This is a genomic window from Pedobacter paludisoli (assembly GCF_052344095.1).
GTDB lineage: Bacteria > Bacteroidota > Bacteroidia > Sphingobacteriales > Sphingobacteriaceae > Pedobacter.
The window spans coordinates 3,660,577-3,687,240 of record NZ_CP179926.1 but is presented as its reverse complement, the minus strand read 5'-3'; the positions used below and the strand labels follow the sequence as shown (position 1 = coordinate 3,687,240).

19 protein-coding genes are annotated in these 26,664 nt (G+C 38.6%); 12 read left to right on the top strand and 7 right to left on the bottom strand.

Annotation, left to right across the window (positions count from 1 at the left end):
* Positions 1–3 precede the first annotated feature (3 nt).
* The 9 genes from ACJVDK_RS15130 (at position 4) to ACJVDK_RS15090 (ending at position 12,665) form a co-directional block, all read left to right on the top strand.
* On the top strand, positions 4–1,935 hold the full coding sequence (locus ACJVDK_RS15130) for a glycoside hydrolase family 88 protein (RefSeq protein ID WP_443937504.1): 1,932 nt from the start codon (positions 4–6) through the stop codon (positions 1,933–1,935).
* Between the two features lie 16 nt (positions 1,936–1,951).
* Positions 1,952–2,986, top strand: coding sequence for a pectate lyase (gene pelA / locus ACJVDK_RS15125; protein WP_443937503.1), 1,035 nt, complete (start codon positions 1,952–1,954; stop codon positions 2,984–2,986).
* 11 nt (positions 2,987–2,997) lie between these two features.
* Positions 2,998–4,509, top strand: a complete 1,512-nt coding sequence (locus ACJVDK_RS15120) for a tagaturonate reductase (RefSeq protein ID WP_443937502.1) — start codon at positions 2,998–3,000, stop codon at positions 4,507–4,509.
* Positions 4,510–4,511: 2 nt separating this feature from the next.
* Positions 4,512–6,158, top strand: a complete 1,647-nt coding sequence (locus tag ACJVDK_RS15115; RefSeq protein ID WP_443937501.1) for a UxaA family hydrolase — start codon at positions 4,512–4,514, stop codon at positions 6,156–6,158.
* Between the two features lie 166 nt (positions 6,159–6,324).
* The gene (gene uxaC, locus ACJVDK_RS15110) at positions 6,325–7,725 is read left to right on the top strand and encodes a glucuronate isomerase (RefSeq protein ID WP_443937500.1); all 1,401 of its coding nucleotides are present in this window, start codon (positions 6,325–6,327) and stop codon (positions 7,723–7,725) included.
* Positions 7,726–7,821: 96 nt separating this feature from the next.
* Positions 7,822–8,874 (top strand): PfkB family carbohydrate kinase, encoded by a 1,053-nt coding sequence (locus ACJVDK_RS15105; protein ID WP_443937499.1) that lies wholly within the window; start codon positions 7,822–7,824, stop codon positions 8,872–8,874.
* On the top strand, positions 8,871–9,533 hold the full coding sequence (locus ACJVDK_RS15100; protein ID WP_443937498.1) for a bifunctional 4-hydroxy-2-oxoglutarate aldolase/2-dehydro-3-deoxy-phosphogluconate aldolase: 663 nt from the start codon (positions 8,871–8,873) through the stop codon (positions 9,531–9,533). The genes ACJVDK_RS15105 and ACJVDK_RS15100 overlap by 4 nt, the downstream gene beginning before the upstream one ends.
* A 22-nt stretch (positions 9,534–9,555) precedes the next feature.
* Entirely contained in the window at positions 9,556–10,926 is a 1,371-nt protein-coding gene (locus tag ACJVDK_RS15095) for an MFS transporter (RefSeq protein ID WP_443937497.1), read from the top strand.
* A 113-nt stretch (positions 10,927–11,039) separates the two neighbouring features.
* Positions 11,040–12,665 (top strand): NADP-dependent glyceraldehyde-3-phosphate dehydrogenase, encoded by a 1,626-nt coding sequence (locus tag ACJVDK_RS15090; RefSeq protein WP_443937496.1) that lies wholly within the window; start codon positions 11,040–11,042, stop codon positions 12,663–12,665.
* Between the two features lie 55 nt (positions 12,666–12,720).
* Here the strand turns inward: ACJVDK_RS15090 and ACJVDK_RS15085 are convergent, their stop codons facing one another.
* The 5 genes from ACJVDK_RS15085 to ACJVDK_RS15065 all read right to left on the bottom strand — a co-directional run bounded on the left by ACJVDK_RS15085 (position 12,721) and on the right by ACJVDK_RS15065 (position 21,332).
* Positions 12,721–13,761: a pectinesterase family protein gene (locus ACJVDK_RS15085; RefSeq protein WP_443937495.1), complete on the bottom strand. Its 1,041-nt coding sequence runs from the start codon at positions 13,759–13,761 to the stop codon at positions 12,721–12,723.
* A 9-nt stretch (positions 13,762–13,770) separates the two neighbouring features.
* Complete coding sequence (locus tag ACJVDK_RS15080) at positions 13,771–14,505, bottom strand: rhamnogalacturonan acetylesterase (protein WP_443937494.1); 735 nt, start codon at positions 14,503–14,505, stop codon at positions 13,771–13,773.
* A gap of 65 nt (positions 14,506–14,570) precedes the next feature.
* A complete protein-coding gene (locus tag ACJVDK_RS15075) occupies positions 14,571–16,217 on the bottom strand; it encodes a hypothetical protein (RefSeq protein ID WP_443937493.1) in 1,647 nt (548 codons plus the stop codon).
* Positions 16,218–16,239: 22 nt separating this feature from the next.
* The gene (locus tag ACJVDK_RS15070; protein ID WP_443937492.1) at positions 16,240–18,081 is read right to left on the bottom strand and encodes a RagB/SusD family nutrient uptake outer membrane protein; all 1,842 of its coding nucleotides are present in this window, start codon (positions 18,079–18,081) and stop codon (positions 16,240–16,242) included.
* 17 nt (positions 18,082–18,098) lie between these two features.
* On the bottom strand, positions 18,099–21,332 hold the full coding sequence (locus ACJVDK_RS15065) for a SusC/RagA family TonB-linked outer membrane protein (protein WP_443937491.1): 3,234 nt from the start codon (positions 21,330–21,332) through the stop codon (positions 18,099–18,101).
* A gap of 266 nt (positions 21,333–21,598) precedes the next feature.
* Here ACJVDK_RS15065 and ACJVDK_RS15060 point away from each other — a divergent pair, with 266 nt between their 5' ends.
* Both ACJVDK_RS15060 and ACJVDK_RS15055 read left to right on the top strand, forming a co-directional pair.
* Positions 21,599–22,633: a LacI family DNA-binding transcriptional regulator gene (locus tag ACJVDK_RS15060; RefSeq protein ID WP_443937490.1), complete on the top strand. Its 1,035-nt coding sequence runs from the start codon at positions 21,599–21,601 to the stop codon at positions 22,631–22,633.
* 71 nt (positions 22,634–22,704) lie between these two features.
* The gene (locus ACJVDK_RS15055; protein WP_443937489.1) at positions 22,705–23,889 is read left to right on the top strand and encodes a class I SAM-dependent rRNA methyltransferase; all 1,185 of its coding nucleotides are present in this window, start codon (positions 22,705–22,707) and stop codon (positions 23,887–23,889) included.
* Between the two features lie 53 nt (positions 23,890–23,942).
* On the opposite strand, the gene ACJVDK_RS15050 is transcribed toward ACJVDK_RS15055, so the two are convergent.
* Together ACJVDK_RS15050 and ACJVDK_RS15045 are read right to left on the bottom strand one after the other, a co-directional pair.
* Positions 23,943–24,194 carry a DUF6814 family protein gene (locus ACJVDK_RS15050; protein ID WP_443937488.1) on the bottom strand — a complete coding sequence of 84 codons (252 nt, stop codon included), beginning with the start codon at positions 24,192–24,194 and terminating at the stop codon, positions 23,943–23,945.
* A gap of 10 nt (positions 24,195–24,204) precedes the next feature.
* On the bottom strand, positions 24,205–25,725 hold the full coding sequence (locus ACJVDK_RS15045; protein WP_443937487.1) for an MFS transporter: 1,521 nt from the start codon (positions 25,723–25,725) through the stop codon (positions 24,205–24,207).
* Positions 25,726–25,988: 263 nt separating this feature from the next.
* On the opposite strand from ACJVDK_RS15045, the gene ACJVDK_RS15040 reads away from it, so the two are divergent.
* The gene (locus tag ACJVDK_RS15040) at positions 25,989–26,594 is read left to right on the top strand and encodes a TetR/AcrR family transcriptional regulator (protein ID WP_443937486.1); all 606 of its coding nucleotides are present in this window, start codon (positions 25,989–25,991) and stop codon (positions 26,592–26,594) included.
* The last annotated feature ends 70 nt before the right edge of the window (positions 26,595–26,664 follow it).

Below are 26,664 nucleotides of genomic sequence, written 5' to 3'. Positions count from 1 at the left end.
GTTATGATAAAGAAATCGATTTTATATACAGCCTCTCTGCTCCTTGGTTTATCAGCCATGAGCCAAAAAGGCTTCGCACAAAAGAAACTTTCTGAACAACTAACGCTAACCGCGATAGAAACTCTTTTTCAGGAAACCACCGTTTTGGATGGTGCTAAAGGCCCAAAATGGACCTATGACATGGGGGTGGTTTTGGAAGGTGCGGCGGCTGTTTGGCGCAATACCGGCGACGGAGATTATTTTAAGTACATCCAAAAATCAATGGATGCGTATTTAGATAAAGATGGAAACATCAAAACCTACAAAGCAGAAGATTATAACATTGATAATGTAAAAAATGGTCGTTCGTTATTACTTTTATACAAAGTTACCGGCCAACAAAAATACTTAACGGCAGCTACTACGCTTTACAACCAACTTCAACACCAACCGCGAACCAAAGAAGGCGGTTTTTGGCATAAGAAAATCTATCCTAACCAAATGTGGTTAGATGGATTATACATGGGCGAACCTTTTTATGCGGAGTATGCCGACCTCATGAAAAAACCGGAAGCTTTTGATGACATTGCCAAACAATTTATCCTAATGGAGAAAAATTCGCGTGATGCCAAAACCGGATTATTGATTCATGGCTACGACGAAAGCAGAGAACAACAATGGGCAGATAAAACCACCGGGCGCTCTCCACATGTTTGGGCAAGAGCCATGGGTTGGTACATCATGGCATTGGTTGATGTATTGGATAACTTCCCGAAAGACCACCCTAAAAGAGCCGAGCTATTGGCTATTTTAAACCGCACAGCAACAGCGGTTGTAAAATATCAAGATAAAAAAACAGGTGTTTGGTACGACATTGTTGATTTACCAACCCGCAAAGGAAATTACATCGAATCATCGGCATCAAGCATGTTTGTATATGGTTTAGCAAAAGGAGTTCGCAAAGGCTACCTTGCGCAAAGCTTCATGGCGCCGGCCAAAAAGGGTTTTGAAGGAATTAAAAAAGAATTCATTGAAAATGCTGGAACTGACCGTGTGAACTTAACCAGAACCGTTTCTGTTTCTGGCCTTGGAGGGAAACCACGATATCGCGATGGAAGTTTCGATTATTATATGAGCGAAAAAGTAATAACCAACGACCCGAAAGGGATGGGATCGTTCATTGTTGCTGCCGCCGAAATGGAAAACGACCTCCTTCCAAAACCAGGGAAAGGATTAACCGTAACGGTTGATAATTTCTTTAACAACGAATTTAAAGATGGGCCTGCTGGCGATAAAATCTCGTATCACTACGTTTGGGATGAGGACGATAACAATGGATTTGCTTTTTTAGGCGCTGCATTTAACCGTGCGGGCGCAAAAACCAATACGTTAAAGCAAGCTCCTTCCAAAGCCAATTTAAAAGGAAGCAACGTTTATATCCTGGTTGACCCAGACACCGAAAAAGAAACAGCTACGCCTAACTTCATGAATGCGCAACATGCAAAAGAAATAAGCGAATGGGTAAAAGCAGGTGGCGTTTTAGTTTTATTATTGAACGATGCCGGCAATTGCGAAATCACTAAATTTAATGTGTTGCCAAAAACGTTTGGTATTACTTTTAATGAAGATAGCCGCAATAAAGTTGTAGGACAAAATTTTGAGCAAGGGGCTATCGAAATCCCGGCAGGAAATGCCATCTTCAAAACCGCTAAAAAGGTTTACATCAAAGAAATATCAACCCTAGTTACACAAAAACCAGCTGTTTCAGCCTTGACAGATAAAAGTGATGTCATTATTGCAATTGCAAAATATGGAAAAGGAACTGTTTTCGCGGTAGGAGATCCTTGGTTTTACAATGAATATGTTGATGGAAGAAAATTACCAGCAACCTTCGAAAATTTTAAAGCGACCAACGATCTTGTGAATTGGTTACTGATACAAGCAGCAACTAAATAAACAAATCATTTAAAAAATGAAAGTAAAACTAATTTTTACCCTTGGATGTACCCTCTTTTTAGGTAGCTGCTTTGCGCAATCTAAAACCGATACATTGGCCGACAAAATGTTGGTTTATCAGTTAGAGAATGGCGGCTGGGCGAAACAAATTGAAGGTACCAAAAAGGTTGATTATAGTTTAGCCATTACTCCCGAACTTTTAACCAAAATAAAGGCTATTGGCATTCAACACGCTACCTTCGATAACAAGGCAACCAGTGGAGAAGTGATTTATTTGGCTCAAGCGTATAAGAAAACCCAAAATTCAGCTTATTTAAAAGCTCTAGAAAAAGGATTAGACTACATACTCGCTGCGCAATACGGAAATGGTGGATGGCCGCAATATTACCCCAATGCATCGCTTTATCGTGCTGAAATTACCTTCAACGACGACGCCATGATTAATGTCTTAAACATCTTAGAAGACGTTGTTACTGGTAAAAATAATTTTGATGCCGTTAACCCATCGTATATCAAAAAAGCTGAAAAAGCTGTAGAAAAAGGAATCGATTGTATTCTAAAAACACAGGTATTGCAAAATGGAAAGTTAAGCATTTGGGCAGCCCAATACGACAAAGATTCGCTACAACCGGCAAAAGCCCGAAACTTTGAGCCTGCCTCGTTAAGCACAAGTGAATCGGTAAGCATTGTGCGTTTTATGATGCGCTTTAAAAATCCTTCTGAACAAATACAAACAGCCATAAAATCAGCTGTTCAATGGTTTGAAACCAATAAAACGGCAGGTTATCGCTTTGATGAAGTGGCCGACGCGAGCAAACCGAAAGGAAAAGATAAAATGTTGGTAGCCGATGCTACCTCAAATACTTGGGCGCGTTTTTACAGCTTAACAGATAACCAACCCATTTTTGGCGATCGTGATAATACCATTAAAACAAATGTTATGGATTTAAGCTACGAACGCAGAAATGGTTACGCATGGTACGGCAGTTGGCCAAGTAAATTAATAGAAAAAGATTACCCAAAATGGTTGGGTGCTAACGGAATAAAATAGAATTGATTGTCATGATTTTAAATAAAGAAAATCTAAAAAACATTACCAGTGGAAGCGTTATTAAACCAACGCCAGAACTTTTAGCCTTACCAGAAAAAGTAATTCAGTTTGGTACCGGTGTACTCTTACGTGGATTACCCGATTATTTTATCGATAAAGCAAACAGACAAGGTATTTTTAATGGCCGTGTTTTAGTGGTAAAATCGACTTCCAGAGGAGGTGCGGATGAGTTTTCTGCCCAGGATGGCTTATTCACTCTTTGTGTAAAAGGTATCGAAAATGGCACATTGGTAAATGAAAACACAATCAACTCTTCTATTAGTCGTGTACTATCGGCATCAAAGGATTGGGCTGAAATTTTAAAGGCTGCGCATAACCCTGAAATGCAAGTGGTTATTTCAAACACCACCGAAGTAGGTATCGTGTTGAGTGAAGATAAAATCACCGATGCAACTCCAGCTACCTATCCAGGTAAATTATTAGCATTTTTATACGAACGCTTTAACGCATTCCAAGGTTCAGCCGAAAGCGGAATGGTTATCGTTCCAACCGAATTGATTAGTGATAATGCAGATAAATTAAAAGAAATTATACTGGAACTTGCCATTCAAAACAAATTGAGCTGGGATTTTCAGCAATGGTTAAAAACAGCCAACCATTTCTGTAAAACATTGGTGGATAGAATTGTTCCAGGTAAACTTCCTGAAGCAGAGCAAAAAGCACTTGAAGCTGAACTTGGCTATACCGATGAGTTGATGATTATGGCCGAGCCTTTCCGATTATGGGCAATTGAATCATCAAGCGAACGCGTGAAAGAAGTATTATCCTTTGCAAAAGCCGATAACGGAATGTTCATTGTTCCTTCAATCAATAAATTCAAAGAATTAAAATTACGCTTATTAAACGGTACCCATACGTTAAGCTGTGGATTAGCTATCTTGGCTGGATTTAATACTGTAAAAGAAGCCATGGCCGATGAAGCATTTGCCAATTATGTGGCCAATTTAATGCAACAAGAAATTGCAACGGCAGTGGTAAACGAAGAAATCAACTACGATGAAGCCTTGGCTTTTGCCTCAAGTGTGACCGACAGATTTAGCAATCCGTCACTTGAACATCAATGGCAAGCCATTACGCTAAACTTTACCTCTAAAATGCAAATGAGAAATATTCAACTCATTCGCAAAGCATACAGCAAAAACCAAGAAGCACCAAGCTATATTTCGCTAGGTTTTGCTGCCTATCTTTTGTTCATGAATGTTGTTAAAGCAGAAAATACATTCACAGCCAACATCAATGGCAAGGTGTATCCAATTCAAGATGAATTTGCAGAGATTTTGTACAACTACTGGAAAAACCCTGAAACAGTTGTCAAAAATGTATTAGCCGATGAACGCCTTTGGGGATTGGATTTAACACGCTATCCTGGATTTGCAGAAGCGGTAGAAAACAACTTAAATTTGCTTAAAAGTGAAGGCGCAAAGAAAACATTGAGTAACTTGCGCGCAGAAAGAACAATATAAAAATGGTTACAAGAATCTTAAAAATTCACCCAAACGATAATGTCCTCGTTGCATTACAGGATTTAACAAAAGGTGAAACCATAATTCACGACGGTCACGAGTATGTTTTACACGATGACATTCATGCGAAGCATAAATTTTTTATGCAAGATATGAACATTGGCGACCCCATCATTATGTATGGCGTATTGGTAGGGAAAGCGCAACATTTCATCCCCAAAGGTGGATTAATGAACACCGAAAACACAAAACATGCTTCAGAGCCGTTTGAATTCCGTCCGTATCATTACCAATGGAATGCACCGGATGTATCAAAATTTGAAGGAAGAACATTTAATGGCTATCACCGCTCAGACGGTCGTGTAGGTACTGCCAATTACTGGTTGTTTATTCCAACCGTATTTTGCGAAAACCGCAACTTAGATGTTATTCGCGAAGCATTGCACAACGAGTTAGGTTATGCTGTAACCGATAAGTACAAAAGCTTTACCCACCACCTAGTAGAAGCCTACAAAAATGGCGAAAGCTTAGAGTCAGCAGACCCAAGTGCTATTTCACAAGCAAACCCAGCAGCAAACCGTATTTTCAAAAATGTAGATGGCATTAAATTCTTAAACCACCAAGGTGGTTGTGGAGGAACACGTTCGGATGCCGCCATTTTAAGTAAACTTTTAGCCGCTTACGCCGACCATCCAAATGTGGCCGGAGTTACGGTTTTAAGCTTAGGATGTCAAAATTTACAGGTACAAGATTTTATGGACGATTTGAAAAAACGCAGTCCAAATTTTGATAAACCTTTATTTATTTTCGAACAACAACAATCGCAAAGCGAAGAACAATTAGTAAAAGAAGCTATCCAAAAAACGTTTATCGGTTTAACCGAGATTAACCAAATTGAGCGCCAACCAGCGCCAATTAGCAAATTGGTATTAGGCGTAAAATGTGGTGGAAGTGATGGTTTCAGCGGAATCAGCGCCAATCCAGCAGTAGGATACACGTCTGATTTGTTAGTCGCATTAGGCGGAACTGTTCTTTTAGCGGAGTTCCCTGAACTTTGTGGAGCAGAACAACAATTAATCGACCGTACAAAAGATGAAACCGCGGCACGTAAATTCATCCAATTGATGACTTCTTACAACCAAGCGGCAGAAAATGTAGGTTCAGGGTTCTTTATGAATCCTTCTCCAGGAAACATCAAAGACGGTTTAATTACCGATGCCATTAAAAGTACTGGTGCCGCTAAAAAAGGCGGAACATCGCCAGTAGAAGATGTTTTGGATTACACAGAGCCTGCTACAAAAGCTGGATTAAATTTAGTTTGTACACCGGGTAACGACGTGGAAGCAACCACCGGAAAAGCAGCCTCAGGTGCAACCTTAATTTTATTTACAACCGGCTTAGGTACACCAACCGGAAACCCAGTATGCCCTACTATTAAAGTATCTACCAACAATGCTTTAACCAAACGCATGAACGATATCATCGACATCAATTGCGGTCCGGTTATCGAAGGAGCAAAAAGCATTGAACAAATGGGCGAAGATATTTTAGAGTATTGCATTAAAGCAGCAAGTGGCGAAGTAATACCTAAAGCTGTTTTATTAAATCAAGACGATTTCATCCCATGGAAACGTGGTGTGAGCTTGTAAAAAAATAAACCGTCATGCTGAGCCATGCGAAGAATATGTGCATGCGCATTCATTAAAAATGATGCTTTTCTGCGCTCAGAATGACAAGTAGTTAAAATAAAAAATAACCGAGCAGACGCTGGATAGGCTCATTACCTATCCAGTATCTTTTATATCTTTCTAAATCATGAAACCATTTCTAGATGAAAATTTTCTTTTGCAAAACAAAACAGCTGAAAAACTGTACCACGATTTTGCAAAAACATTACCGATTATCGATTACCACAATCACTTAATCCCCGAACAAATTGCCAACAACGTACAGTTTGAAAACATCAGTCAAGTTTGGTTAGCTGGCGACCATTACAAATGGAGAGCAATGCGGGCGAACGGTGTGGATGAAAAATACATCACTGGAAATGCATCAGATTTCGAAAAATTCCAAAAATGGGCTGAAACAGTTCCGTACACGCTTCGTAACCCTTTATATCACTGGACACATTTAGAGCTGCAACGCTATTTCGGCATTACCGATATTCTTTCAGGTAAAACTGCACAAAAAATTTACGACGAATGTTCGGCTAAATTGAAAACGCCAGAATATTCTGTACGCGGACTATTAGCAAAAATGAACGTAGAAGCTGTTTGTACAACCGACGATCCTTTGGATAGCCTGAACTTTCATCAACAATTAGCAAACGAAGGAATTGCGCTAAAAATGTTACCGGCTTTCCGTCCGGATAAAGCGATGAACAGCGACGATGTAGCCGGCTTAAACGAATACATTGATAAGTTAGAAGGCGTTGTAGGCAAAAGCATTGGCACCTTACAAGAATACCTGGATGCGTTGAAAAGCCGTCACGATTACTTCGCTGAAAATGGATGTTCTGTTTCAGATCACGGTTTAGAGCAAATTTATGCCGAAGACTACACCGAAGCAGAAATTACAACCATTTTCGATAAAATCCGCAGCAAACAAACCATTTCGTATCAAGAAAACTTGAAATTTAAGTCAGCTATGCTGGTATATTTTGCCGAGTGGGATCACGAAAAAGGATGGGTACAGCAATATCACTTAGGTGCTTTGCGTAATAACAATACCCGTATGTTAAGTCAATTAGGCCCTGATACTGGATGGGATTCCATTGGCGATTTTAGTCAAGCAAGAGCGCTATCTAAATTTTTAAATCGTTTAGATACACAAGATAAATTAGCAAAAACAATTCTTTACAACTTGAACCCAGCAGATAACGAATTAATTGCCACTATGATTGGTAACTTTAATGACGGGTCTGTTGCAGGAAAAATCCAATTTGGATCGGCTTGGTGGTTCCTTGATCAAAAAGATGGCATGATCAAACAAATCAATGCTTTATCAAACATGGGATTATTAAGTCGCTTAGTAGGAATGTTAACCGATTCACGTAGTTTCCTATCGTTCCCACGTCACGAATATTTTAGAAGAATAGTGTGTAACCTATTTGGAGAAGATGTAGAAAATGGAGAAATACCAAACGATGTCGAGTGGGTGGGTAAGATAGTGCAGGATATTTCGTACTTTAACGCCAAAAATTACTTTAAATTTTAATATAAGAATGCTTATAAAAGGAAATGAGAACCTATTTTTATCATTTCCTTTTATAATTAAGGCTATCATACAACACACAAAGCCATTCATTACCAAATGAACAACCAGATATCATCATTATTAAAAAAGGGAGATAAAGTTTTAAGCTTTGGAGAACTGCTATTACGCATTTGTCCAGACATGAACACGCAATGGATTGAGGAGAACAGACTTCCTTTTTATGTGGGCGGAGCTGAGCTAAACGTAGCCACAGCATTAGCTTTATGGGGTGTCCCTTCTGCTTATTTATCGGCAGTTCCCGATAATTATATTACACACGAAATAGTTGATTACCTTAAAACAAAAAACGTTGATACCAACCCAATGGTGTATAGCGGAGACCGTTTAGGGTTATACTATCTTCCGAAAGGGAAAGATTTAAAAAATGCAGGTGTAATTTACGATCGAGCAAACTCATCGTTTGCCGACTTACAAGTTGGTCAAATCAACTGGGATGAAGTATTCGAAGGTGTAACCTGGTTTCATTTCAGTACAATTTGTCCTGCTATAAGCCAAAATGTTGCAGACGTATGTTTAGAAGCAGTAAAAGTTGCAAGTGCCAAAAACATTACCATTTCGCTCGATTTAAACTACCGTTCAAAATTGTGGAAGTACGGCAAAGAGCCTATTAATATTCTACCTGAATTAGCGCGCTATTGTAACTTAATTATGGGAAATGTATGGGCAGCCAACAAAATGTTGGGAACAGCTTTACATACTGATTTATCAGCCGCTGCTGATAATTACGATAAAGAAACATTATTGCAACAAGCAACCGATACTTCAAAAGAAATTTTAACCCTTTTTCCTGGCTGTAAAGCTATTGCAAATACTTTTAGATTCGATAACGGAAAAGGCATTAAATATTATACCACGCTTTATACTAACGACGAATTAACCGTATCAGAAGAATACATTTCGGATGAAATTTTAGATAAGGTGGGTAGCGGCGACTGCTTTATGGGAGGTTTAATTTACGGTTTCTACAACGACTTATCTGCAAGCGAAATCCTAAACTTTGCAACAGCTGCAGCCTACGATAAATTGTACATCCCAAGCGATGCCACAACCAGCACCGTTGAGGAAATAGAAAAAAGAATAATACGATGATTAGCAACAAACACAAAATTTTAGATGCCATTTTAGAACAAGGGATGTTGCCTTTGTTTTATCAAGATAGTGAAGCAGGTAGTGTAGAAATTCTACGTAGCCTATACAAATCGGGTGTTCGTGTTTTCGAATATACCAATCGCGGAAAATCGGCTTTGTCAAACTTCAAAAAGCTCATCGAAGTACGGAATGAAGAAATGCCTGATTTATACTTGGGTATTGGAACCATCAAAACAGGGCACGAAGCAAATGCTTTTATTGAAGCCGGAACCGATTTTATTGTGGCGCCAATAGTAAATCCTGAAGTGGCCGAAATCGCAAACAAAATAGATATGCTCTGGATTCCGGGATGTATGACCCCAACCGAAATTAGTGTCGCGCAACAACACAAAGCCATGCTTATTAAAATATTCCCAGCTAATATTTTAGGTCCTGAATTTATATCTTCTATTAAAGATTTATTTGCAGGTCAGTTGTTTATGCCAACTGGTGGTGTAGAGATTAACCTCGACAACCTAAAAACCTGGTTTAAAGCCGGAGTTTGTGCCGTAGGTATGGGTAGTAAATTAATCAGCAAAGAAGTGATGAGCAAAGGCCTTTACGAAGAGCTGGAAGAAAACACCAAAATAGCGCTTGACTTAATTAAGCAGAGTAAGTAAACGAAAAACAAACCTAACCAAAATGAATAAACCAAAAATTGGCAATTACAGATGGACCATATGTGCACTTCTATTTTTTGCTACAACCGTAAATTATTTAGACCGCCAGGTTTTAAGTTTATTATCTGGGAAATTAGAAGCTGAATTTGGATGGACGAACACTGATTATGCAAATATTACCGCAGCATTTCAATTCATCTATGCTATTTCAATGCTCTTTGCCGGTCGAATTATTGATAAACTTGGAACAAAATGGGGTTACGCAATTGCCATCATCGTTTGGTCCTTCGGAGCTATTTTACACGCCAAAGCCATCCCTCTGGGCGAAGCAACTGCATCACTGTTAGCACTGGTAGGTATTACCAATATTTCCATTTCGGTACTGGGTTTTGTTGTTTCAAGAGCCGTTTTAGGTTTTGGAGAATCGGGGAACTTTCCAGCGGCGATTAAAGCCACGGCCGAATATTTCCCTAAAAAAGAACGTTCGTTAGCAACCGGTATTTTTAACTCAGGTGCCAATGTAGGTGCTATTTTAGCTCCAGCAACGGTACCCTATATCGCCGAAGCATGGGGATGGGAAGCTACTTTCTTAATTATTGGTGCCATTGGCTTTGTATGGTTATTCTTCTGGTTCATTTTCTACGAAAAACCAGAAAATCAGAAGAAATTATCAAAAGCAGAACTCGATTATATTTTAAGCGATACCGATCAACAGGAAACCACAACATCTGATGAAGTCGAAGCCAAAAAAGTATCATGGGTTAAATTACTTGGCTTTAAACAAACCTGGGCCTTTGCCTTTGGTAAATTTATGACCGACGGTGTTTGGTGGTTTTTCCTTTTCTGGTTGCCATCGTACCTAAAAGCTCAATACGGCATGGAGGGCACTCAAATTGTATTCCCATTAGCCGTACTTTATAGTATGACCATGATTGGTAGTGTTGGAGGAGGATGGTTTCCGGCATATTTCCTTAAAAAAGGATACAACATATACGAAGGCCGTATGAAGGCGATGCTCTTAATTGCATTAATTCCATTGGTGGTATTATTAGCACAACCATTAGGACATTTTACCTTTTGGGTACCAGTAATTTTAATTGGTATTGGAGCATCGGCTCACCAAGCTTGGTCGGCAAATATCTTTACAACCGTATCCGACATGTTTCCTAAAAAGGCCGTTGGCTCAGTTATCGGAATAGGTGGTATGGCAGGCGGTATTGGAGGCGTATTAATCTCTAAAACTGGCGGTGCCTTATTCGATCACTATAAAGCATTAGGCCACATTCAAACCGGCTATACCATTATGTTTGCATTCTGTGCCTTGGCTTATTTAATTGCCTGGATCGTAATGAAAACATTGGTTCCTAAAATGAAAGTAATTGATTTAAAATAACTTACAGGCTTTAACATTCTAAAAAAAGATGTTAAAGCCTGTTTTCTAAATCCTAATTCTATACTATACCTATAGACAAACTAAACAAAAATAAACCATAATACTATTTTACATTGAGCACCACTTTAAACCTCGAAAATATTTTCGTTGAAGAAAGCCAAATTCCAGATGAATTTAGGCTTACGGAAGAAATCAATCAAAAAGAATTTCTTTCAAACGGGGAGATGAAACAATGGAGCGGACCATTTAATGACGTTTACTCACCCGTATGCATTAAAACTACAGACGGATTAAAGCGAAAACGCATCGGTAGTTTTCCGGTTTGTACCGAAAAAGAATCGACAGAAGCCCTGGATGCAGCCGTAGCCGCATACGATAATGGCCGTGGCGAATGGCCCACCATGAGTGTAGCCAGCCGCATAGCCTGCGTAGAAAATTTCACCCATAAAATGATTGAGCAAAAAGAACTAGTTGCCAAATTAATCATGTGGGAAATTGGTAAATCTTATGCCGACTCAGTAAAAGAATTCGATCGTACAGTAGAATACATCTACGCCACCATCGATGCCCTTAAAGACATCGACCGTCAATCCTCACGCTTCGAAATAGAACAAGAAATCGTAGCGCAGGTGCGTCGCTCTCCTCTTGGAGTGGTGTTATGTATGGGTCCGTTTAATTATCCCTTAAACGAAACCTTTACCACCTTAATTCCGGCGCTCATCATGGGCAATACACTTTTATTTAAACCACCTAAACATGGTACGCTTTTACATTATCCATTGTTAGAGGCATTCAGAACCAGTTTTCCTAAAGGCGTTGTAAACACCATTTATGGTCGAGGCAACACCATTGTACCAGGTTTAATGAAATCTGGAAAAATTAATGTGCTTACCCTTATTGGATCTAGTAAAGTAGCCAACGAGTTAAAAAAATTACATCCTAAAGTAAATCGCTTACGCGCCATTTTAGGCCTCGATGCCAAAAACGCAGCCATCATTACCAAAGATGCAAATTTAGATTTAGCCGTTTCCGAAACTGTTTTAGGCTCCTTATCGTTTAACGGCCAACGCTGTACCGCCATTAAAATTGTGTATGTACACCGCAGTTTAGCGCAAGAATTCTTGAAGCGTTTGTCGGCCGAAGTGGAGAAACTAAAATTTGGTATGCCTTGGGAAAAAGGAGTTGCCTTAACACCCCTACCCGAAGTAAACAAACCCGAATATTTAAAAGAATGTATTGATGATGCAGCAGCACACGGCGCCAAAGTAATCAACAAAAACGGTGGTCAAACGCTCGAAACCTTTGTGTATCCTGCCGTTGTGTACCCGGTAAACAGCAATATGAAATTGTATCGCGAGGAGCAATTTGGTCCGGTTATTCCGGTGGTTCCATTCGACGATTTAGAAGAACCAATAGAATACTTAATTGGATCGCCACACGGTCAGCAAGTGAGTATTTTCAGCAACAACGCCGCCGTAATTTCATCGCTAATTGATCCTTTGGTAAATCAAGTAAGTCGTGTAAACATTAACTGCCAATGTCAACGCGGACCAGACGTATTTCCTTTTACAGGTCGCAAAGACAGTGCTGAAGGTACACTATCAGTTGTAGATGCTTTACGCTCGTTCTCTATTCGTTCTTTGGTGGCAGCAAAGTTCACCGACGCGAATAAGCATTTGCTAAATGAAATTGTAAACGATAACGATTCGAATTTCTTGAGTACGAAGTATATTTTCTAAAAAAACCTAGTCAAACCTATAAGGCTTTTAAAACCTTATAGGTTTTTAGATAAATCTACTTAACCGGATTCCAATTATCCATTCCGCCCAAAATCTGAGCAAGGGTATAGTGTTTTGCTTCCTGCTTACTCAATTGCTTTGCCCAAGCAACCCGAGCATCTGTTGAAGCACCTGCTCCTGTATTTTTGTACTCGGCATAAAAAACAGTCTTTTCCTTATCCGGAAACATATCATCACCTTTCCAGGGGTTCCATCCTTCAGGTACAATGTGCTTACCTAAATCGCATTGAATAAATACGGTTTTAGCAAACGGACGCCATGGCCGACCTAAAAAAACTTTATTGGCAGAGACTTCACTAATCAACTTACAGTTTAAAAATACAAAGCCAAATTTTTGCTTCGCTGAAGTAGAAGCAGCCGTGATGTAAGAATTGGTCAAACTCTTAATGGTACAGCCCGCAAACAAAACCGTCGATTTACCAAAAATAAAATCGGTAGTTCCTTCCACGTAGCAATTCAAATAGTACTGACGACTATTTTCTGTCGCGGCATACAACGTGTCCTGATTACCTAAAAACTTGCAATTCCTAGCCACAAAGCGGTCCCCTTCCACATGCAAAGCCACCGCTTGTCCCACTCTACCCGACGAATTTGCGACGGTTAAATTTTCTAGTGTAACATCATTTCCTTGTACTAAAACCGTATACGAAGTATAGGTGGTATATTTATCCTTTCCAAAAGCATCCTTGCCTTCTGGATAGGCCTTTCCAGAAAAATCGCCCCAAGTAATAATGGTATTATCGGCACTTTCGCCCAACAGCTTAATGTTTATCTTCCAACTTGGAATAATCAGTTTCTCGGCATAAATCCCTTTTTTTATTTTGATTAAAACCTCTTTCTCGCCAATATCGCGAATAGAATTTACCGCTTCTTGAATGGTTTTATAATCACCCGAACCGTCTTGAGCCACTGTTAACACGGCCGGATAAACTGTTTTTGTAGATTTAGTAGGAGCCGAATTTTGTGCAAAACCGACCAAAGTACCTGCCATTAAACCTATCCATAAAAATAGCTGAGCTTTAAATTTTGAAAACATTCTAAATCCTTATTTTAGTTTTTTACGCAAATCTAATTTAGTTTCTTTAATTCCCATAACCACCAAACCAGCTAGTTGTTTTGCTCCTTCAGGACTTAAATGGGTATCGTCTTTCTTTCCTTTCGGATAATTTACATTCCCCGAATCCACGTAATTAAACAATTTGATAGAAGGTACATCCCCCAATGAGCGCAACAAAGCTTCTGTTTTAACCAACATATCAATTAAAGGCACTTTCAATGAATCGGCTACTTTACGCGTCACCGCCGGATAATCGCCATGCGTATCGGTTAAAACTCCATTTTTAAAGTTGCGTCTTGCAATTGGGGTTAACAAAACCGGAATGGCTTTTTTACTTCTTGCCTCGTTTACGTAATTTACCAAATTAGTTTTAAACTCGCTCAGCGAAGTTCCTACAGTTGGTTTATCCACCTTTTCATCGTTGTGCCCAAATTCGATGAAAACATAATCACCCGGATTTAATTTCTCCATAATCGGGTCCCATTGTTTTTCGTTTCTGAACGATTTGGTACTTCTACCGTTTAAAGCGCGGTTATCAACCTTCACTTCATCCTTAAAAAAAGATTGAAGCTTCATTCCCCATCCTGTTTCTGGGTATGCTTTTGAAGATTTATTGGCCGCAGTAGAGTCGCCAATAATGTACACGGTGGTTTGCTTTTGAGTTTGAGTGAATGAAAATAAGGTTAATACGAGCGCAAGTCCTAAATAGTTAAATAAACGCATTAAAAAGAAATTAGTAATTTAAAAAAAAGGGCAGGTAAAACTACCTGCCCTAGTACCTAAAAATATTAATATGTCCAACGTGGATCACCAAGAGCACCTCCTGTACTACTTGATGTACGCAAAGGCGAACCAACTGGTAATGTAAAAGTGGTTGTTGCGGCTGTCCAACCCAAATCTGTTGAAGAGTTAGCAGTCAAAGTTGCAGTACCAAACGTTAACGCAGTTGTTCCTCCTACAGTAGTTACTAAATTAAAATAATTGTTATTGGCTATTGTAAGTGTACTTCCGGTACCTGTACCTCTAATGGCTGCAGCTACAACCGTTCCCGATTTAGGTGTGTTTGCAAAAATATTATCGCGCATTACGAAACTAATTGGATTCGTATTCGCATCTAACAAGGCATATTTCGCATTTCCACCAAAACCATTGATGGTTGTATTCGTAATCAATACAGAAGGTATTGCCGCTCCTGTAAGTGCAGTACTTGCGATTACCAAGCCTGGTCCATTATTATAAAAAGTTGATTTGGTAACGTTCAAATTAGCAAACTCCATTTTTGTTAAATGGAACATGTAATAATTTGAAGAGCCATTTGCTCCCATATCGTACACTACAGAGTTATTTACCGTTATTGCACCAATTTTAAAATCTCTTGCAGCTGTTCCTCTATCAGCTCTCAAAAATGCGGTGGTAGAACCGTGTACAATACAATTATCTACTGTTACATTGGTGAATGTTGCCGCCGAACCATTCGCTGCTTGCGAACCAATAAAGTTAAGGAAGTATAAAGATGTACCTGCCGTACCATCGAATTCTATACCTGCTAAAGTAATACCAGCACCTGTACCTTCAATATCAATCTCTTTAAAATTAACTTTCGTATCCGTTGGATTACCAGAAGTAGATTTCAACGTAATTGTCTTTTGTGTGATAAATGTACTAGCAGCTGTTACATTATACGTCCCTGGGTTCAAACCGATAACTGCACCATTAGCAGCAGCAGTAATGGCTGCTGCTAAATCATCACCTGGATTTAATTTAACGGTATAATTTGTTGGAGTTAAAGTTGTAAAGCTTAAGAAACCAACATTTTTAGTTCCTTGAAATAACTCTGCATTGTATTTAACCCCCCCCGTCAAACCCGTGATATTTTTTAAACCAGCTGCAGCATCTGCCGTTGTTAAGGCAGTTGTAATTGCCGAACCACTTGCCGGGGTAAGTACAATTGAACTTAATCCAACTGTAGGAGTAAAACGCAGGGTTACATTATTCTCTTTTATTTCTGAATCGCGCACAGGTAAGAAAAACTGTTTCCCCGAAATCTGAAACGACGAACTTACTACATATTTCGATTCAGGTTGAGTACTCGTAGCAAGTGCTTTAATACGAGCAAAGTACTTCGTACGCACCGCCATATTTTCATCCGTAACAATGGTTCCAGTTGTATCTGCAGTAGTGGTATAACTTACAGTATTAAACAGTGAATCCGTAGAAATATCTACACTATATTTTAATTTACCTGAAGCCATAATAGGTGTAGCCCAAGTAATAACCGCAGCTGTTTCTCCCGTTGTAACTTTTACCTCACTGGGTTTAAAAATACGAGCTGGTTCGGTAGGCTGGTTATCTTCTTTCTTGCAAGATGAAATAGCCATGCTCATACTGGCTAACACAATCAGTTTAAAACCAAGTTGATATACAAATCTTTTCATAATTGATCTTTTAAAATAGATATTAATAGCCATAATTCTGATCCATATTCGGGTTATCATTTAACACCGATTTTGGATACGGGAACAACTCTTTTTTGTTTGCTTCAAAATATAAAGCAAAACCCGTTGAAATACTTGTTATTGTATTATCTAACGTAAGTGCCTTTCTCCAGTTTTTAGTTGTATAGCCAGTAGGAGCCGTTGCTGTGTTTAATCCAGGAGAAACAAAAACACTGTTTGGTGTACCTCCGTATAAATCTAAAGCAGCCACATCTGCAACTGTTGTTCCTTGCAAATAGTTCGATTCTTTTGCATAAATATAATTTGGAACCGAAGCATATTGATTCACACCATTAATTAAATCAGTTAATTTAACTCTGGTTTCTGCAAATTTGCTCGCGATTAAATTCCAACGAATTAAATCGTATTTACGTATTGCCTCGCCACCAAATTCCAATAAACGCTCTTTTACAATGGCATTAAAGAAGCCTATTTTATCTGTAGGGGTCGTTGGTATTTGTGTTTCGAAACCAGCATAAGCACGTTTTTGCACCTCTTGTAAAGCAGCAATCGCGGTAGCAGATGGCGCACCATTTACTTCATTGTCCGCCTCGGCGTACATCAATAACACATCCGCAAAGCGCAATATAGGCCAGTTAACGGCAAACTGTTGAGAAGCGGAAGAATTCGTAAAAGCGGTCCATGATTTACGGAACTTCGCATCGGTCATGTTATTTAATGTATTGATCATTTTCTTTGAAGTCGCAGTAATTTCAAATACCCCAATCGTTACATCTCTGCGGCAATCTTTTGTTGCATCAAACTCATAAAAATAAGTAGGAATAGCATTCATACCTGCACCACCAGAACCAAATGTCGAAGCCGAGTTGAAACGGATACCGTTGTAGTAACCTAATTTACTATCAGTAGATGCGTTACTTCCAAATGCACCTACTTCGAACATTAATTCGTGTGCATCGTCTAAACGTGTACCGTGCAAGGTTTTAAACACATTCTCATAAACCGGATTCAAAGAATGCTCACCACGACGATTAATTAAATCTAAACACTCCTCCTGTGCAATTTTGTAATATGTTAAATAATCCGATCTACGCTCCATTAATTTGGTATCTGTTCTTAACGAATAGCCTCCACGCGCTAAAGCAATACGCGCACGTAATCCTTTAATAGCACCCTTCGTGAAACGGAAACTTCCATATTCAAGCAACTCACTTCTCCAAGGCACCAAATCCTCCGCTGTTTTTAAATCGGCAATGATTTGATCGTAGGTTTTATCTCTATCTACGTTCGCACCGTATAATGTTTCTCCGTCAGAAGAAGGCACAAAATTAGCTGGTACGTCGCCCCAGTTACGAATTAATTCAAACAAAAACTGCGCCCTTAAAGCCAAAGCCTCGCCATAATAGCGTTTCATTAAAGCTTTATCTGTTGCCGAACCATTGTTGTATAAACTTGAGGTTGGAATGTACTTAATGCAAATATTTGCACGTTCCACTCCTGCATACAACTGCAAAAATGGATTAACCAAATCGGTATTATCTGAACTAGCACCGTACATGCTAATTCCCCTTCTATCTGAAGAGCTATAACTACCCGATGTTTTAAAATCATCGGCAGTAATACCAAACAAGGTCGAAATACGGCTACCGTATCCATTATCTCCACAAAGGCGATTATAAACGCCTATTAAGGCTGAGTTTGTATAGGTTGAACTTTCAAAAACAACCTCAGGTGTTGAACTTGATGGAGAATTAACCTCCAAATATTTTTTACACGAAGTAGTTAAACTTAAAGCTCCAACAGCTATTACCATTAAAGCCGACTGTATTAATTTATTCTTCATTTTCTTTAATGTTAATATTAAAATACCATGTTAATTCCAGCAAGGATGTATCTGCTGCGTGGGTAAGCAGCATAATCAACCCCAGGTGTTAAAGGATTTACCTTTCCACGTGTATTAGCTTCCGGATCATATCCTGAATAACCAGTAATAGTCCATAAGTTATTTACGGTACCGTATACTCTTAATTTAGAAATGAAACCAGTTTTAGCCATTAATTTCGTTGGTAAAGTATATCCCAAAGTAACGTTGGTAATTCTTAAGAATGAACCATCTTCTACTGCATACGAATACAATGAATAATTACCTCCAGTTGGAGTCCACATACTGGTATTTGCATTCATGGCAGCTAAAAGTGTTGGATCAGTTACTTTAACACCATTTTCATTAAAATTTTGCCAACGGTCGTTCATTACCGATAGTAAATTGTTGTCTTTCACATTGTATTGCGAAGTAAACTCAATTTTGTTCGCATTATATACCTTGCTACCAACCGAGAAGTTCATGAATACTGTAAAATCGAAATTTTTGTAAGCAAATTGGTTATTAAAACCACCTTCCATTTTTGGTTGAGCTACCCCTAATACCGTTCTATCATCATCGCCGATAAGCATGCTTGAACTTGAAGAAAGTTTTTTCACTTTCATATCGCCCGGCTGTGGTTCACGATTTCCTAATAAAACACGTGCATTTGGCACATCTGCTTTCAAGGTATAAGTATAGCTACCATTTGTGTTTTGTACATAATTAAAATCATCAATGGTATAACGGCCATCTGATTCAAAGCCATAGAACTGACCTACCGGTTGACCTACCTGAACTAAGAAATCATTCAAACTATTTACCCATCCAGATGCAGTAACGTAAGAAGTAACACCTCCCTGTAAACCAAGTATTTTATTTCGGTTAAACGATAAATTTAATCCGGTTGAGTACGTGAAATCTTTGTTTTTAACTGCTAAATAATTTAACTGCATTTCAAAACCTCTATTTTGTGTTTTACCCACGTTTTGTTGTTGGGTAGAATATCCAGTAATTGGAGGAATATTTGCCAATAGCAATAAATTATTTGTTTTATTGTTATAGTAATCTAAGGTTAAATTCAAACGTTTTTTAAATAAATCAATATCGATACCTATGCCCTGAGAAACATTCGTTTCCCATGTAATGTTTGGATTCGGCATTACTGCGCCCGGAATTAAACCCGTGGTTACAGATGCATCACTAGCAGCATACCCTCCTTGAGTAGAGTTTGCAGAATACAAGGCTCTAAACAAATCTTGTCCAATACGATTGTTACCCGCAGCGCCATAACTTACACGAACTTTAAAATTATCCATCCAATCTATGTTCCAATCCTTGAAGAATTGTTCTTCCGATGCACGCCAAGCAAATTGTCCTGAAGGAAAATACCCCCATTGTTGGCCCGGAGCAAAGAATGAAGAACCATCTGCACGTAAGTTAAACGTAAAGAAATACTTGCTCTTGTATCCGTATGCTGCACGACCAAAAAACGAAAGTTGATGATTTCCACTAACCGCCGATGTTGGTTTATCTTGCACCGATCCAGTTGGTGGCTCCGCTTTTTGAATACTCGAAAATGCTTCATCCGCGGTTATATTTACTGGGAACCATTTGGTTGTACTTGCATTCGATTGTAAATCCACCATGTTGAACTCCTGTCCTACCATTAAATCTAAACTGTGGTCGGGGCCTAAATTAGGTTTATAACTTAAGGTGTTCGTGTTTAACACATTACGTTGGTTTGAATTAAACAACGTAACCACCGGTAAACCCGCATTGTTTCTAGCTAAACCGCTCACTGGACCATTAAATCCATTTGTTTTTCTATCCGTATAGGTTAAGCCCAAAGTCGTTTTAAACGTTAAATTATTTAAAATTTGATATTGAAAACTACCGCTTCCGATAAAACTGTTTAAATAGTCGAACTTTAACTCTTGATTCGCCAAAGTTATCGGGTTCGATAAATTGGTTGTTAAATAATCCGCATCAAAAAAATCACCAGAATCGCTTCCGCCCGAATATGGCTGGTAACGTACCGCATTTCTTAAACGGTTATTCCCTTGCGAACCGGTATTAGAAGTCCCCACACCGTCTGTTTCCTGACGGCTATAACGTACGTTAAAGTTAACCTTTATTTTTTGCGATAGTTTATGATCGAAACGGAAATTAGCAAAGGTTCTTTTGAAACCTGAGTTTAACATAATACCATCTTCTTTGGTATTGTTTAATGTTAAACTGTATGTCGTTTTCTCATTTCCACCTGATAAGTTTAATGCCTCGGTATTGCTCCAAGCTGTACGACCGAAAACTTTATCCTGCCAATCGATGTTTGGAATATTTTTGTAAATATCTAAATCTTCAAACGTACCGTAACGTTTTGCAAAAGAATCTTTTACATCTTGCGAAGTATTATTGTTGTACAATTCATATTGATATTTAACATACTCATACGGATTCATCACGTCTAACGTATTCACAATTTGACGCGCACCGCCATATACATCAAATGACACAATGTTACGGCCATTTTTACCGCTTTTGGTGGTAATAATAAATACACCATTTGCACCACGGCTACCATAAATGGCAGTTGATGCTACATCTTTCAAAACATCGATTGATTCAATTTCATTCGGAGACAATAATGATAAAGCGTTTTCAACTTGCACACCGTCTACAACGTACAACGGAGAGTTATCACCTGTTAACGAACTTCCTCCGCGAACTTTGATGTTAATATCCGCACCAGGACTTCCTTCGGTCGTTAATACCGATACCCCTGCTAACTTACCAGCCAATGCTTGTGCCACATTTGCCACTGGAAATTGCTCAATATCTTTTCCTCCTAATGACGAAACAGAACCAGTTAAAGCTTCCTTTTTAACCGTTCCGTAACCAATATTAACGGTTACTTCTTGAAGCGTGTTTGCATCCTCTTCTAATGAAACATTCAATTTCGTTTCATTTGTTACAGCAATTGATTTTGATTTATAGCCTACATAATTAAAAACTAAAATAGCTCCTTTCGCCGGAATGCTTATTTTAAAATTTCCATCTCCATCGGTGCTCGTTCCTACTTTGGAATCTTTAATCAGCACACTGACTCCTACAATGGGTTGACCGTCTTTTTTATCTTTAACAGTACCTGTAAGCTGTCTATTTTGGGCATGCACCGTGGCAACTCCAAAAGCACAATAGAGAAATGCTAAAATGAGTAAAACTCTGCTCATAATTATTAATTGTTTAGTTGATTTTACGGATTAATTTAATGCAATCGTCTGCATTCAGAAGATAATTCTTTAATGGGATGAATGGGGTTTACAATATTTGGTTACGTTTGGATTAAACAATTTTACAAAAAATGTCATTCACACAATACACTTTTAACCAAAAAACTGTGCAAACGTTCCCACAAACGTATTTATGACGCTTATTAAAATAAACTTTAATACCTAAAAAAGCATATCTTTTCGTAACTTGTGAGCAACTACTTGACATGAGATTTGAAACATCCACGATAAAAGATATTGCTAAAGCGCTAGGACTCTCTACTTCCACAGTTTCGCGCGCTTTAAGAGACCGATACGAAATTAGCGAAGAAACAAAAAAACTTGTTTTAGCCTACGCAGAGAAGGTTAATTACCGTGCAAACCCTATTGCCAGAAGCTTAAAAGAACGCCGAAGCTATTCCATCGGCATCATTGTTAGTGAAATCGCCAACAACTTCTTTTCTGAGGTTATTAACGGCATGGAATCTATTGCCTATGCCAAAGATTATCATGTAATTATTGCACAAAGCCATGAATCTTCTAAACAAGAAAAACTGAATGTTGAACATCTTGCTTCCCGTTCAATAGATGGATTATTAATTGCACTTTCATCCGAAACGGAAGACATTGATTACCTACGCAATCTTTACGGAAAAGGCCTCCCAATTGTCTTTTTCGACCGTGTTCCTGAAAATTTTGAAACACACAAAGTAATTGCTAATAATTTTAAAGGTGCATTTGATGCAACAGAGCATCTTATCTTATCTGGCAAAAGAGTGATCGCGCATTTAACAAATTCCGATACGCTATCCAATACAAAAGAGCGCTTGGCAGGTTATAAAGCTGCACTCAATAAATACCACATCGAGTTTAGACCCGAATTGGTCAAATATTGTAAACACGATGATATTCATATTGAAAAATTAAACGATGCAGTAAAAGAAATTCTTCAATTAAACCCGGATGGAATTTTTATTGCCAGCGATCGACTCACAACTGGAACCATCTTAGCCCTCAAAAACAACAATCCAGAAATTGCGCATAAAATTGCCATTGCAGGCTTTACAAACTCGAAGCTAACTGATTTGTTTTCGCCATCCTTAACCGCGGTTGCACAGCCAGCCTTTCAAATTGGTCAGGTTGCTACCGAACTGCTCATTTCCATGATTGAAGCTAAGCGGCCTATTACTGAATTTGAAACACGCATTTTAGATACCAATTTACTTCGCATGAAAAAAACGCTCGGAAATCCTTTCTTGTAATTCAACAGATCACCGAAGGAATACCCAACAACCACATTCGTGCGGGCTTATTTATTTATTACCTTTGCAACATGGTAGAAATCATTTTAAAAAAAGGGAAAGAAAAAGCAGCCATTCAACGGCATCCTTGGGTGTTTTCAGGTGCTTTAGAAAAAGTTAAAGGAAAACCTAATGATGGCGAAGTGGTTAAAGTATTCGCATTTGATAACGAATTCTTAGCATACGGATATTTTAACAGCAATTCGCGTGTAGCAGTTCGACTTTTAGAATGGGATGAAGACCAAATCATCAACACCGAATGGTACGAAAGCCGATTGAAACAAGCCATTTCTTCTCGTCAGTTTATTTTAAATGAACAAACCAACACTTGCAGACTTGTATTTAGCGAAGCCGACTTTTTACCTGGCTTAATTGTAGATAAATACGCCGATTTCCTTTCGCTTCAAATCTTAAGTTCAGGGATTGAAAAAGTAAAAACAGAGATCGTTGATATTTTAAGAAAAGAATTAAATCCAAAAGGAATCTTTGATAAAAGCGATGCCACCGCCCGTGGACATGAGGGTTTACCCATTGAAAACGGACTGCTTTGGGGCGAAAATCCACCGGAGTTTTTAGAAGTAACCGAAAACGGTATTCGCTACAACATTAACATTGCCGAAGGACAAAAATCGGGTTTTTATTGCGATCAGCGCGATAACCGACACATCTTAGCCAGCTACACAAAGGGCAAGAAGGTACTTGATTGTTTTAGTTACAGTGGCGGATTCAGCTTAAATTGTTTAGCGAACGAAGCTGCAGAAGTTACCAGTGTAGATAGCTCTGGCCTAGCCGTTGAAACCTTGAAACAAAATATTGCTTTAAACGGATTCGATGAAAGCAAAACAAAAGCCATTCAATCGGATGTTAACAAACAACTTAGAGCATTTAAAGAATCGGGAGAATTGTTTGATGTAATTGTGCTCGACCCACCAAAATATGCCCCATCACGTTCAGCGTTGGATCGTGCGGCGCGTGCTTATAAAGATTTAAATCGTCTTGGGATGCTTTTATTGGAAAAGGGTGGATTACTCGCCACCTTCTCTTGCTCAGGCGCTGTCGATATAGAAACCTTTAAACAAATTATTGCTTGGGCTGCGCTTGATGCAGGCAAAGAAGTACAAATCATTAAACAATTCTGTCAGCCAGAAGACCACCCTGTACGTATTTCTTTCCCTGAAGGAGAATATTTAAAAGGATTGTTGATTCGCGTTTTATAAACCTTTTTAAACCTATGAGGTTTTAAAAACCTCATAGGTTAGGTTTGTTTCATCTAAATTTCTTCTGAATTATCAGGTAAATGCGTGTACTCTCCTTTAATGGCATACACTCCAAAAATCATCAAGCCCAAGCTAATGGGTAAGAAAATAAGCAATATAATCGACCATTGTAAGAGCGTATTCGTTCTTTCTATCTCGGTATGAGCCAAACCTACCTTTTCTATCGCTTGAAGCAACAAAAAAGTCATGGCGATTGGCCCAATAACAACCCAAACCAAGCCTAATATTTTTTTTAACGCTTTCATATCTTTTAAATTAATCGTTAATATTTTCGTCTTTCTTATTACTCAAATAAACCGCGCCAATAACCAAGCTTAAACTGGCAATCCCGATTGGATACCACAAGCCTGACAAGGGTGTAGAACCTTCAAAACTGGCAACTAGGGTAGCAATAAAAGGAACCAAGCCCCCAAAAACACCGTTTCCAATGTGGTAAGGCAGAGACATCGAGGTGTATCGAATCTGCGTAGGAAAAAGCTCCACCAAAAACGCAGCAATTGGTCCATACACCATGGTAACTAACAATATTTGGAAAAAAATCAACCCTACAAATTTCCAAAAAGTAGACAAAGGAAGTACTTTATCCTTGATCATTTCTTCGCCTGCCAGCAGTCCTTTGCTAAAGGATACCGTATCGGTCTGAACCTTTGTAAAAGAAGCCCCACTTTTCAATGAAACCGTCGTTGTAATTACCTTCAAACTATCCTGTGTCCCATCAATAGCAACCATTTTACTAACTGAATTACTCGATAAAATTTCAGATGAAGCTACGTGTGTAAAATCGGTATCATCCAAAAAGGTTTGATAAATAGGACGATAAAAAATTATCCCTAAAAGCATTCCGGTAAGCATAATCCACTTTCGCCCTACCCGATCGCTCCAACTACCAAACACCACAAAAAACGGCGTAGCAAAAGCAATTCCCCAAAGCAAGATATACCTTGAATCATTAAAATCAAGCTTACAGGTATTTTCTAGAAACGATTGGGCATAAAACTGACCGGTGTACCAAATAACACCTTGTCCCATTGTTGCACCAAAAAGAGCCAATAAAACCATTTTAAAATTGGCTTTATTGTTGAAACTATCCTTCAACGGATTCTTTGAAACCTTCCCCTCCGATTTTAGTTTCGAAAACAAGGGCGATTCATGCATCTTCATTCGGATATAAATCGAAACGCCGACTAAAAGAATCGATAGTAAGAAGGGAATACGCCAACCCCAATCGCCAAAAGTTTCGGCTCCCAAAATGTTCTTTGTGACCACAATTACGCCTAGCGATAAAAACAACCCTAAAGTTGCTGTTGTTTGAATCCAGCTGGTAAAAAACCCCCGTCTATTTTTGGGAGCATGCTCGGCGACATACGTGGCCGCACCACCGTACTCCCCACCCAATGCTAAACCTTGAACCAAGCGCAACACCAACACTAAAATAGGGGCTGCGTAGCCAATGGTTTTGTATGATGGGATAAGACCAATTAAAAAGGTTGAACCGCCCATTAACACCAATGTTAAAAGGAAAGTATATTTCCGCCCGATTAAATCGCCAAGTCGGCCAAAAACCAATGCGCCAAAAGGGCGAACAATAAAGCCTGCAGCAAAAATGGCCAAGGTATTAATTAATGCGGATGCCCCTGCATCTTCCGGAAATAACTGGTGTCCGATGATAACCGCTAAGCTGCCAAAAATGTAAAAATCATACCATTCAATTAAAGTGCCCAATGAAGAGGCGCCAATAACTTTGAAAATGTTATTCTGCGGTAATGTATCACTCATAAAATAGGAATATTTGGTTCCCCCAAGATAACAATTTGAATAACAAGTACTTTATAAATGATAAAATTTCTTAAAAAATAAAAAATCACAATAAAAAATTCTTTTTTATGGTGATGACAACAACCAAAAAACATTACAAACGACTGATTATCAATAACAAAAATACAGTTCCCATTATTTATGACATATGTGTGATTTGGAATTCTAGAATTGATTCTACTTTTGCTTAACGGTGTTAGATTATTTACACCTTATTCCATATCATGGGAAGCAAAGAAAGAATTCTACGTTTAAAAGATGAAACCAGAACAAAAATTCTGGATGCCGCCTTGAACATTGTTCAAACAGAGGGTTGGCAAGCATTGAGTATGCGTAAAATTGCTGACCAGATTGAATATACAGCACCCATCATTTACGAATACTTTTCAAATAAGGACGGTATTTTACTTGAGCTCACCCGAAGAGGTTATTTACTATTGGCAAAAGACATCCGTAACGCTAGAGACCAACACGAAAATGCAGCAGATAAAATGGAAGCCATGTGGGTTGCCTATTGGGACTTCGCCTTTAAACATAAAGAATTTTATCAGTTGATGTACGGAGTGGAAATGGTTTGTTGTACCGTTCAAAAAACAATGCCCGAAGCCGAAACCATAAGTCACATGTTAGGTGACGTAATTGAGTCATTATTTGACAAAAAACCTGTTTCTGAAGACGACATCTGCAAAAAATATTACACGTACTGGTCTATTATTCATGGACTAATCTCGATTAATTTAGTGCGCCCTTACGGAAGAACAACCAACGAGCTGAACCAACAGATTTTAAGAGATGCTATTAAAGGCATCACATTATCAATAAACACATAATTTTTTTTTACACATTAATTTAACAGTGTTAAATTATTTACTGGCTTTAATTTCAATTAAAATTTAAATA

Bases quoted from the DNA above. Each gene is read 5' to 3' on its own strand.
- ACJVDK_RS15130 (WP_443937504.1), top strand. From the start codon at position 4: ATGATAAAGAAATCGATTTTATATACAGCCTCTCTGCTCCTTGGTTTA.
- pelA (WP_443937503.1), top strand. From the start codon at position 1,952: ATGAAAGTAAAACTAATTTTTACCCTTGGATGTACCCTCTTTTTAGGT.
- ACJVDK_RS15120 (WP_443937502.1), top strand. From the start codon at position 2,998: ATGATTTTAAATAAAGAAAATCTAAAAAACATTACCAGTGGAAGCGTT.
- ACJVDK_RS15115 (WP_443937501.1), top strand. From the start codon at position 4,512: ATGGTTACAAGAATCTTAAAAATTCACCCAAACGATAATGTCCTCGTT.
- uxaC (WP_443937500.1), top strand. From the start codon at position 6,325: ATGAAACCATTTCTAGATGAAAATTTTCTTTTGCAAAACAAAACAGCT.
- ACJVDK_RS15105 (WP_443937499.1), top strand. From the start codon at position 7,822: ATGAACAACCAGATATCATCATTATTAAAAAAGGGAGATAAAGTTTTA.
- ACJVDK_RS15100 (WP_443937498.1), top strand. From the start codon at position 8,871: ATGATTAGCAACAAACACAAAATTTTAGATGCCATTTTAGAACAAGGG.
- ACJVDK_RS15095 (WP_443937497.1), top strand. From the start codon at position 9,556: ATGAATAAACCAAAAATTGGCAATTACAGATGGACCATATGTGCACTT.
- ACJVDK_RS15085 (WP_443937495.1), bottom strand. From the start codon at position 13,761: ATGTTTTCAAAATTTAAAGCTCAGCTATTTTTATGGATAGGTTTAATG.
- ACJVDK_RS15080 (WP_443937494.1), bottom strand. From the start codon at position 14,505: ATGCGTTTATTTAACTATTTAGGACTTGCGCTCGTATTAACCTTATTT.
- ACJVDK_RS15075 (WP_443937493.1), bottom strand. From the start codon at position 16,217: ATGAAAAGATTTGTATATCAACTTGGTTTTAAACTGATTGTGTTAGCC.
- ACJVDK_RS15070 (WP_443937492.1), bottom strand. From the start codon at position 18,081: ATGAAGAATAAATTAATACAGTCGGCTTTAATGGTAATAGCTGTTGGA.
- ACJVDK_RS15065 (WP_443937491.1), bottom strand. From the start codon at position 21,332: ATGAGCAGAGTTTTACTCATTTTAGCATTTCTCTATTGTGCTTTTGGA.
- ACJVDK_RS15060 (WP_443937490.1), top strand. From the start codon at position 21,599: ATGAGATTTGAAACATCCACGATAAAAGATATTGCTAAAGCGCTAGGA.
- ACJVDK_RS15055 (WP_443937489.1), top strand. From the start codon at position 22,705: ATGGTAGAAATCATTTTAAAAAAAGGGAAAGAAAAAGCAGCCATTCAA.
- ACJVDK_RS15050 (WP_443937488.1), bottom strand. From the start codon at position 24,194: ATGAAAGCGTTAAAAAAAATATTAGGCTTGGTTTGGGTTGTTATTGGG.
- ACJVDK_RS15045 (WP_443937487.1), bottom strand. From the start codon at position 25,725: ATGAGTGATACATTACCGCAGAATAACATTTTCAAAGTTATTGGCGCC.
- ACJVDK_RS15040 (WP_443937486.1), top strand. From the start codon at position 25,989: ATGGGAAGCAAAGAAAGAATTCTACGTTTAAAAGATGAAACCAGAACA.